Origin of the sequence: Bradyrhizobium hipponense (assembly GCF_008123965.1) — a bacterium.
GTDB lineage: Bacteria > Pseudomonadota > Alphaproteobacteria > Rhizobiales > Xanthobacteraceae > Bradyrhizobium > Bradyrhizobium hipponense.
Genome location: NZ_VSTH01000216.1, coordinates 1 through 9,194, shown reverse-complemented (window position 1 = coordinate 9,194; position 9,194 = coordinate 1). Strand labels below are relative to the sequence as shown.

Annotated in this window: 5 protein-coding genes; 1 reads left to right on the top strand and 4 read right to left on the bottom strand. The window is 60.6% G+C overall.

What is annotated here, in order from left to right; all coding sequences use genetic code 11:
* Positions 1 to 165: 165 nt before the first annotated feature.
* The 4 genes from FXV83_RS40165 to lepA form a co-directional block, all read right to left on the bottom strand.
* Positions 166 to 1,005, bottom strand: a complete 840-nt coding sequence (locus tag FXV83_RS40165; protein WP_148745565.1) for a universal stress protein — start codon at positions 1,003 to 1,005, stop codon at positions 166 to 168.
* Between the two features lie 123 nt (positions 1,006 to 1,128).
* Positions 1,129 to 1,518, bottom strand: coding sequence for a response regulator (locus FXV83_RS40160; protein WP_148745564.1), 390 nt, complete (start codon positions 1,516 to 1,518; stop codon positions 1,129 to 1,131).
* Positions 1,515 to 5,093 carry a GAF domain-containing protein gene (locus FXV83_RS40155; protein WP_347341103.1) on the bottom strand — a complete coding sequence of 1,193 codons (3,579 nt, stop codon included), beginning with the start codon at positions 5,091 to 5,093 and terminating at the stop codon, positions 1,515 to 1,517. The genes FXV83_RS40160 and FXV83_RS40155 overlap by 4 nt, the downstream gene beginning before the upstream one ends.
* 498 nt (positions 5,094 to 5,591) lie before the next feature.
* A complete protein-coding gene (gene lepA / locus FXV83_RS40150; RefSeq protein WP_148745562.1) occupies positions 5,592 to 7,403 on the bottom strand; it encodes a translation elongation factor 4 in 1,812 nt (603 codons plus the stop codon).
* Positions 7,404 to 7,517: 114 nt separating this feature from the next.
* On the opposite strand from lepA, the gene FXV83_RS40145 reads away from it, so the two are divergent.
* Positions 7,518 to 9,143 carry a glycosyltransferase family 39 protein gene (locus FXV83_RS40145; protein WP_148745561.1) on the top strand — a complete coding sequence of 542 codons (1,626 nt, stop codon included), beginning with the start codon at positions 7,518 to 7,520 and terminating at the stop codon, positions 9,141 to 9,143.
* Positions 9,144 to 9,194: the final 51 nt, after the last annotated feature.

The window sequence follows — 9,194 nt, the reverse complement described above, 5'->3', positions numbered from 1 at the left end:
GCCCCATAGCATCTTCACATAAGCTGACTTGCGAGAAGCGGCAGCTGTTGGCGCAAAGTGCATGTTCCGACGGAGGCGCTGTCTGAGAAGGCCGATTCCGTTGACAAGGTCGGTCCGACCGTCCGCAGGCTTGTCAGAGGGACCTCTAACGGGGCCCCCGCAGCTTTAATGAGCCATTAGGACGGGCAAATCCGCGTGCTCCATGATATAGCGGGTCGCCCCTCCGAACATCAGTTGCCGCAGCCTGGTGCGGGTAAAAGCTCCTTTGATTAACAGATCGCAGCCTTGTGCTCTGGCGGCATCGAGGACGGTCTCACCAGTGTCGCGACCCTCCAGTTCAACCCTTATCAAATTGGCTGCAATTTCATTGTATCGCAGTTGCCGAACGATCCGATCGGCAGATGGTCCTGGTACCCCTTGCCCCCCGATAACGGTCAGGATCGACACTCTTTCGGCCAGATGAAGCAACGGCATGGCAAATGCGTTTACCCGAGCTTGTTCCGTGCTACCGTTCCAATGGATCATAATGTTTGTCGCGATGCTTCTTGGCGCGTTCAATGGCGTCAGGAGAACGGGTCTACCGCCCTCAAACAATGCGGATTCGATCGCGCGCCGGTGAGGGCCAGCAGCATCAACGTCGGACCGTGCCATCACGATGAGGTCGAAAGCGCGCCCATAACTTCCGACGAAGTCTTCGCCCTCAGGCGCCGTCGTCAACCAGTCAAAACATGGTCGACTCGATCCCCCGGCGGCTCGAGGAATATCGTGCTTCAGCATGAACGCTTCGAAGAAGCCTCGCATTTCGTTCAATTCGGCTTCGCTCTTGACCTCATACGATTCCAAAGGAATCCCGGCGGCCAATTCTGCGACTACATATTGAGGGATGCCGAACCGGAGCGGAAAGCCTTCGATATACGCGCCGGTCCGTTGCGCGAGGCGCACGACGAAATCGAGCGTAGATGTCATCATCGAAATGTTTTGAAGTGGCACCAAGATCGTTTTCATTTTCAACCCCTATTTTCGGGTGAACATTAACGTAGGATGCCTCATCTCCCATGGGATAGCGGCCAAGATGATTCCACCTTGCGACCCGCTGCGGTTCGTCATCGACCACGACAATGGTTGCGGTCATGCGGCCTGCTCAAGCCTCGTATCGATCTCCTGGCGCAGCGCCGCGAAGTCGATCGGTTTGGTCAGTAGGTTGGCTGCGCCGTTCTCCAGCGCCTTGCGCTTGGTCTCGGCATCACCGTAGGCTGTGATCATGATGACCGGCACATCGGGGCGGGCCGAGCGCACGATAGGTAGCATCTCGAGCCCGCTCATTCCGGGCATGTTGATGTCAGATAGGATGAGGATCAGGATGGCATCCCCGATCTCGACCGCGCGCTGCAGCGCCGCGGGTGCCGACGATGCAAACTCCATAAGAAAACGACCCTCGCGCAGATCGCGCCGGAACTGCTGACGGAATAATACCTCGAAGTCGGGCTCGTCGTCGACGACCAATATATAGACGCTCAACTGCGGCCTCCGGTCTGCAATGGTGCCGCCAGCGTACGCGGCAACGTAATGATGAACTCTGTATGATCGCCAGGCTCGGTATCGAGCTCGATGCTACCGCCGTGTTGCTTCACGATGATGTCGTGGCAGATCGAAAGGCCAAGCCCGGTTCCTTCGCCCGCGGGCTTGGTTGTGAAGAATGGATTGAATATCTTCTCCCTCACGTCCGCCGGGATGCCGGCGCCGTTATCGCGAATCCGGATTTCCACGGCGCGGCCAAGATTTGTGGTCATCGCGCGCAGCCTCGGCTCAAAGCTGTCGCCGACGGCGACCTTTTGTTTGCTGGCCGCGTAGAATCCATTTGCAATGAGATTGAGGAACACGCGCGTGATCTCCTGCGGATACAAATCGAGCGCCCCAGCAGATGGATCGAAATGCCTTTCAAGAGTGATATTGAATGCCGGCTTTTCAGCGCGTGCGCCGTGATAGGCGAGGTTAAGACTTTCCTCGACGACCGCGTTGATATCGACCGAACGGCGCTCGCCAGAACCTTCGCGCGAGTGCAGGAGCATATTCTTGACAATGGAATCGGCGCGCTTTCCATGCTGCACGATCTTTTCCAGGTTGCCTTGTAGCATGTGTATCAGCGTATCGATTTCCTGCCTTGCCGCGTCACCGAGTGCGGCTGAGCGCAGGCCGTCGCGGAGCTCGTCAATCAGTTCAGAGGAAAGCGCAGCAAAATTATTGACGAAATTGAGTGGATTCTTGATTTCATGTGCAATGCCGGCGGTAAGTTGCCCGAGCGAGGCAAGCTTCTCGGTATGGATCAACCGATCCTGCGCGTTTCGCAATTCCTCGAGCGATTGCGACAATTCCATAGTGCGCTCGCGCAGTTCATTCAGTAAGCGTGCATTCTCGATCGCGATCACGCCCTGGTGCGCGAAATTGGATACGAGCTCGATCTGTTTGTCGGTGAAGGGTTTAACTTCCTGACGGAAGATCGTGATGGTGCCGATCAGCTCGTCTTCCTTGAGCATGGGTACGATGACGAGGGTCCTTGCGCCAGCAAGGTCGGCAAGCGCGCGAACGTTCGGGTTGCCCTCGACGTAGGGCGGCTGAGTTCTGATATCGTCGATATGAATCGTCTGATGAGTTTTCTCGACCGTGCCGAGCCCGCTCGCGGGATGTGGGCGAATGCTCTGGTATAGTCGGGTATCAACGTAGGCTTGCGGCGCGTTGTGCAGTGCGACCGTGCGAAAGCCGCCCTCCTCGTAGAGATTCATGGTCCCGAAGCCCGCACCGCAGATACGTGTCGCATTCTCCAGCATTTTGTTGAAGGCTGGGGTCAGTGCGCCCGATGAAGCGCTTATTATTTCCAGCACCTCCGACGTTGCAGTCTGCCGCTCCAGCGATTCATTCAATTGCTCGAACAGATGCACGTTGCCAATGGCGATAACAGCCTGATCTGCAAAAGTCTGAAGCAGGTTGATCTGCTTCTCGCCGAATGGACGAACCTCCGTGCGACGGAGCACGATCGCACCCATGCTCTCGCCTTCGCGCAACAGCGGCACGCTCAGCACGGTCCGAACGTTGGAGCGAAGCGCATATTCCCGTCCTGTCGGGAATTCCTCCCCTTCGGGCCCGAGCAGGTCGTGCACATGAACGGTACGGCGATCGATAATGGCCCGTCCGGTGGGCGATTGGACGCTGATTGATCGTCGGCTCCACACCACGGGAACTTGTCCATGGTGCGCCTGGATAACGATATCGTCGCCATCTCTCAGAACGACCAGCGCATCATATGCCTCGCAAAGCCCGCAAGCGCTTTCCACAATCGCCTTGAGCACCGGACCGACTTCAGTCGGCGAGGAAGCGATAACCCTCAAGATATTTGCACTACCGGTCTGGTACGTCAGCGCCTCAGACAGATCTCGCGTCCTGCTTTGCAATTGTTCGAAGAGCCGTACATTCTCGATTGCGATCACGGCCTGGTCGGCAAACGTGGCGACGAGGTCGATCTGCTTTTCCGTGAAAGGCTGCACGCGCTTGCGAGCGATTACGATCGCGCCGATCGGCTCATTCTCGCGCAGGAGGGGAACGCCGAGCGCCGTGCGCTGACCAGCCATGGTGATCGACGCGCGCAGCCCATATTCGGAATCGGCAGCGACGTCGAGGATTTGCACCGGACGGCGTCCGAGTACGGCACGACCTGTAACCGTGCTCCGGTCGGGACTAATCGGGTGAGCCTGCAGAAACTCGATGTATTCCTCGGAAAACCCTACCGCTGCTCCGGCCTGATATTCATCACCTTCGCGGCGCATGATGAATGCCATCTCCGCTTCGCACAGCCGTGCCGCCGAATCGACCAACGTGTTGAGCACGGTTTGCAGATCGAAGGTCGAGCGGCTGATCACCTTCAGCACGTCGGCAGTCGCGGTTTGCTGCTGGAGCGATTCGGCGAGATCGCGCGTCTTCGCTTGGACCTCATCGAATAGCCGGACATTCTCAATCGCGATCACGGCCTGATCGGCGAAAGTGGAGACCAACTCGATCTGCTTGTCCGTGAACAAATTCACGGTCTTGCGGCCCAGGAACAACACCCCGATCGTTTCCCCGGAACGAAGCAAAGGTACGCCCAGGAGGGTGCGATAACCGCCGGCCCTCTGCTGCTCGGGATAGGCGTATTCGGGATCGGCCAGGACATCCTGAATTTGCACAGCTTTGCCGGACAGCAGGACGCGTCCAACGACGCTGCCGCGCCCTGCATTAAGTCGAATGGCTGCCGAGACGTTGGCCCACTCGGGCGAGAAATTATACCGGGTTGCATGATAGTAGGCGCCGTCGGTGTCCTGCCGGACGATTGCCGCCATATCGGCACCACACAGCCACGCCGCTGATTCCGTCAGCGTGTCGAGAACCGTTTGCAGGTCAAACGCGGAACGACTGATGACCTTCAACACATCGGCGGTCGCGGTCTGCTGTTGCAGCGATTCGCGTAGGTCTTCAGTGCGCGCTTGCACCTCATTGAACAGGCGCGCATTCTCAATGGCGATGACGGCCTGATCGGCGAAGGTCTGCAGAAGTTGCACATGGCGTGGGGCGAAGGTACCCGGCTCGACTCGCGTTACGCTGATCATTCCGATCACTACGCCGCCGGTCGCGAGCGGAACGAATAACATGCTGCGAAAGCCGCGGGCGCGCGCGATATATTTTATTTCGTTCGTTAGTGCTTCCGTATCGGGGGTCGGCACGATATTACCGGCCTGTGTTAGTGCGAAAGTCTCGAAATCGGCAATCGGCCGCGGAAACATATTCTTCAAGGCTACATCGGCGGCAGGATTCGTCGGCGTGAACGCTGCCAAGTGGGCAGTGCCGTCGATGAAGCGGAATACGGTCGTCGAAAAGCCGCCGAGCAAGGCATTGGCACGCCTCACGATTGCATCGAATACGGGTTTCACATCCCATGGCGAACTGGCAATGATCTTGAGAATGTCCGCTGCGGCGCTCTCGCGATCTTGTGCGGCGCGCAATTCGGCCAGCAGCCGTGCGTTTTCTTGCTGGAAATCCGCCACCACGTCCTGAGGAAGCGCGGCCATCATGAAAATCCAAACGCCAGATAGTTCGGGGCCGACGTCAAAATCTGATCAAGAAAGGGCCGGGATTATTCCACTGTCAGGTCCTTCCGGCCAGACCTATCGTTAGTTGATTCTCACTCGACTTCGCGTCAACTCCATCCTCGGGAATACCTCGGCTTGCGAGTCTCTGGCGGTGCCTCGAGTAGTCTCTGGCGTGCCCGGCGCTTCACTCGGTCGCTGCTGTGCTGGCAAAGGTCTCCTGCAGCTAACAAGGCAGTCTCCAGCCTCTCTCTGTAGAAGCGAACCAGACGGTCCTTCCACCCACGGTCCGGCGATCATGCCATCATGCCCTTGTTTTGCCCGACGGAGCAAACGGGATTTCGTAAAATCGAAAAAGCCAAATCCCGCCAACCCCCTCGCTACTGTGCATGGGGTTATTTCGCGCTTTTGGTTTGTCGGTTGCCGATGTCCCGGGCCGGATCCACTCCCGCCGTGCCGAGCGCAGCTTGGGCCTTCGCCTCAGCTATCCACCTTCAGCGCGGCAATGAAAGCTTCCTGCGGGATGTCGACCTTGCCGAACTGCCGCATCTTCTTCTTGCCTTCCTTCTGCTTCTCCAGAAGCTTGCGCTTGCGCGTGATGTCGCCGCCATAGCACTTCGCTGTGACGTCCTTGCGCAGCGCGCGCACGGTCTCGCGGGCAATCACCTTGCCGCCGATCGCCGCCTGGATCGGGATCTGGAACATGTGCGGCGGGATCAGCTCCTTCATCCGCTCGACCATGGCGCGGCCGCGCCCTTCGGCGCGGGTCCGATGCACCAGCATCGAGAGCGCGTCGACCGGCTCGTTGTTGACGAGGATCTGCATCTTGACGAGATCGGCGGGCTTGTAGTCGGTCAGATGATAGTCGAACGAGGCGTAGCCCTTGGAGACAGACTTGAGGCGGTCGTAGAAATCGAACACGACTTCGTTGAGCGGCAGATCGTATTTCACCATGGCGCGGGCGCCGACGTAAGTGAGCTCCTTCTGCGAGCCGCGGCGGTCCTGGCACAGCTTCAGGACGCTGCCGAGATAATCGTCGGGGGTCAGGATCGTCGCTTCGATCCACGGCTCCTGGATCTCGGCGATCTTGACCACGTCGGGCATGTCGACAGGATTGTGGATCTCGAGCTCGCTGCCGTCGGTCAGCTTCATCTTGTAGATCACGCTCGGCGCGGTCGCGATCAAATTGAGATCGAACTCGCGCGACAGCCGCTCCTGGATGATCTCGAGGTGCAGCAGTCCGAGGAAGCCGCAGCGGAAGCCGAAGCCGAGCGCGGCCGAGGTCTCCATCTCGAACGAGAAGCTGGCGTCGTTGAGGCGCAGCTTGCCCATCGCGGCGCGCAGCGTCTCGAAATCGTCGGCATCGACCGGGAACAGGCCGCAGAATACCACGGGGATCGCCGGCTTGAAGCCCGGCAGCATGTCGGTGACCGGCTTCCTGTCGTCGGTGATGGTGTCGCCGACGCGGGTGTCGGCGACTTCCTTGATCGCGGCAGTGATGAAGCCGATCTCGCCGGGGCCGAGCTCATCGACCTGCGTCATCTTCGGCGTGAAGAAGCCGACGCGCTCGACGTCGTAGGCGGCGCCCGTGCCCATCATGCGGACGCGGCTGCCCTTCTTCATCACGCCGTCGACGACGCGGATCAGCACGACGACGCCGAGATAGACGTCGTACCAGCTGTCGACCAGCAGCGCCTTCAACGTCGCCTCACGGTCGCCCTTCGGCGGCGGCAGGCGGGTGACGATGGCTTCCAGCACATCGGGCACGCCAAGGCCGGTCTTGGCCGAGATCATCACCGCGTCGGAGGCGTCGATGCCGATGACGTCCTCGATCTGCTGCTTGACCTTCTCGGGCTCAGCGGCGGGAAGGTCGACCTTGTTCAGGACCGGCACGATCTCGTGATTGTTGTCGAGCGCCTGGTAGACGTTGGCGAGCGTCTGCGCCTCGACGCCCTGGCTGGCGTCGACCACCAGCAGGGAACCTTCGCACGCCGCCAGCGACCGCGAGACCTCGTAGGCGAAGTCGACATGGCCGGGCGTGTCCATCAGGTTGAAGATGTAATCCTTGCCGTCCTTGGCGCGGTAGGCGAGCCGGACGGTCTGCGCCTTGATGGTGATGCCGCGCTCGCGCTCGATGTCCATGGAATCGAGCACCTGCTCCTTGCCCGCCATCTCGCGGTCGGTGAGCCCGCCGGTCATCTGGATCAGGCGGTCGGCCAGCGTCGATTTGCCATGGTCGATATGGGCGACGATGGAGAAATTGCGGATGTTGGAAATGGGGACGGTCGTCATGGGCGCGGGATACCACTCACATCCCCGTGCGGCAACCATATTGCTGTATTTTCAGGGGCTTTCTTCACGCCAAGCTGATTACACGAAGCGCCAAAACGCGCTACGCAACGGCCCATGTCCATCACTTCGATCCCATCCGCCAGGGCGCGCGCGAAGACCCGGGTGAGCTTTGGCCGCTTCCGGGCCTGGCTGGTTGCCTGCGCGACCCGCCCCGAGGCCCGCCTCTGGCTGGTGATCCAGCTTGCCATCCTGCATGCGGTGCTCTGGACCTTCATCCTGATCAATCTCAAGGCCGCGCAGGACGTTCACATGGACGTCGCGGAAGCCTATGGCTGGGGGCAGAAATTCCTGCTCGGCTACGGCAAGCACCCGCCGTTGTCGGGCTGGATCGCCGGCCTCTGGTTCAAGGTGTTCCCGGCGGCGGATTGGGCGACCTACGCGCTCGCGATGGCGACGGTCGGCGTCGGCATGGTGATCTGCTGGCTGCTCGCGCTGCGCGTGGTCGATGCACGGCGCGCGTTCCTGGCCGTGGTGATGGTCGCGCTGTACCCGATCTTCAATTTCAAGGGTTTCAAGTACAATCCGGACCTGTTGCAGCTCGTCACCCTGCCGCTCCTGGTGCTCGCCTATCTCAACGCGTTCGAGAAGCGCAGCTGGCGTTCCGGAATCTTGCTCGGGCTCGCGGGCGCGCTGGCGCTGATGACCAAATACTGGGTGCTGACCATGATCGGCGCCATCGGGCTTGCTGCGCTGATGCATCCCGAGCGGCTGAAATTCCTGTTGTCGCCCGCGCCCTGGGTCGCGATCGCGACGCTTGCCGTGGCGATGATGCCGCACATCGTCTGGCTTGCGGACGCGCATTTCGTGCCGCTGACCTATGCCGGCGACACCTACAGCCTCGAGGACAGCAGTCAGGTGCATCAGCTCGTGCTCGGCTATGTCCTGCACAGTGTCGCGCTGCTGGCCTTGCCGGTGGCGCTCGCAGCTCTCGCAATGGCGCTGGTGCCGCCGTGGTTGACGCTGCTGCTGCGCGCGCCGCTGCGCATCGCCACGCGGGCCTGGGCGCGCGGCGCCAATCCCGGCGTCAACCTTTCACAGGCGCTCAACGTCTGGATCGTCCAGATCATCGTCGCGGTCGGCCCGCCGCTCGGCGCGCTGGTCTTCAGCATCTACTTGAAGACCGACTGGGGCATCTCGCTGTTCTTCCTGGTGCCGCTGGCGCTGGTCGCGATCCCCGCGCTGCGGGTGCAGGGTGCGGTCCTGTTCAACATCGCCGCGATCTGGCTCGTGCTCAGCGCCGCGACGCTCGCCGCTTCGCCCTGGATCGCCGCGCGCGAGATGTCGGTCAATGCCGACAATACCGCGACCTATGGCGCGCGCTCGGAGCTCGCACACGAACTGACGCAGGCCTGGCACGCGCGCTTTGCCTCGCGCTGGGCGGTCGTCGCCGGCACCATGGAATCGATTCAGCCGATGGTGTTCTACAGCCCGGATCATCCCGGCGCGTTCACCCCGAACGAGGCCTGGAATTCAGGGCTGACCTCGCTCGGGGACGTCAAGACGTTCGGCTTCATCGGCGTGTTCGATCCAACCGACGGCCGCCTACCTGCGTTCGAGAAGTGGATCTCCGAAACCGCACCGAATGCCGAGCGCATCGTCATGACGACGCGCCGCTTCACCCACGGCAAGCCCAGCCCGTCGATGACCTGGAACATCTACATCGCGCCGCCGGGGAAGTAGCGAGATCTTGTAGCAACCATTAAAGCACGCCCGACCCTCTCGCGCTTGGCC